This is a genomic window from Pantoea sp. AS-PWVM4, assembly GCF_000468095.1.
Taxonomy (GTDB): Bacteria; Pseudomonadota; Gammaproteobacteria; order Enterobacterales; family Enterobacteriaceae; genus Pantoea; species Pantoea phytobeneficialis.
The window spans coordinates 1-896 of the sequence record NZ_ASZC01000045.1; the positions used below are offsets into that span (position 1 = coordinate 1).

The following is an 896-nucleotide window of genomic DNA, read 5'->3' on the forward strand; positions in this document are numbered from 1 at the left end:
CCGAGGTATTCCGGCAGGATTTTGCCGAAGGCTTCGATGGCATTCTGCGACGCTTTACGGCTGGCGATTTTTGCCGGATTGGCCTGCAACTGCTCAACAAATTTCTGCGACTCTTCAGCCCAGTTGGCCGGCAGTTCGTTGTTCATGCGACGTTTGAATTCGGCAGCCAGTTCCGGGTGCGCAGCAGCGTAGGCCGCGAATTTCTCGTCCCATGCGGCTTCTTTCGCTTTGCCCGCTTCTTTGGCATCCCACTGAGCGTAGATGTCTGCCGGGATCTCGAACGGCGCGTAGTCCCAGCCCAGCTGTTTGCGGGTCAGCGCCACTTCGGCGTCGCCCAGCGGTGCGCCGTGGGAGTCGTGGGTACCGGCTTTGTTCGGGGAACCGAAACCGATGATGGTTTTGCACATCAGCAGGGATGGCTTGTCAGTAACGGCTTTGGCTTCTTCCACCGCTTTTTTGATGGCGTCGGCATCGTGACCGTCCACGCCGCGCACCACATGCCAGCCGTAGGCTTCAAAGCGTTTTGCGGTGTCGTCGGTGAACCAGCCATCGACGTGACCGTCGATGGAGATGCCGTTGTCGTCATAGAAGGCAATCAGTTTGCCCAGCTTCAGCGTACCGGCGATGGAGCATACCTCGTGTGAGATACCTTCCATCATGCAGCCGTCGCCCATAAACACGTAAGTGTTGTGGTCCACGATGTCGTGGCCCGGACGGTTGAACTGCGCAGCCAGCGTGCGTTCGGCAATCGCAAAGCCAACGGCGTTAGCGATACCCTGACCCAGCGGGCCGGTGGTGGTTTCGACGCCTGCGGTGTAGCCGTATTCCGGGTGACCTGGAGTTTTGGAATGCAGCTGACGGAAGTTCTGCAACTCGCTCATCGGCAGATCGTAGCC

Annotated in this window: 1 protein-coding gene; it reads right to left on the reverse strand. The window is 58.9% G+C overall.

Annotation, left to right across the window (positions count from 1 at the left end):
• Positions 1 to 896 (reverse strand): thiamine pyrophosphate-dependent enzyme (locus L579_RS22955; protein WP_036628250.1); only part of this gene is annotated, 896 nt, incomplete at both ends.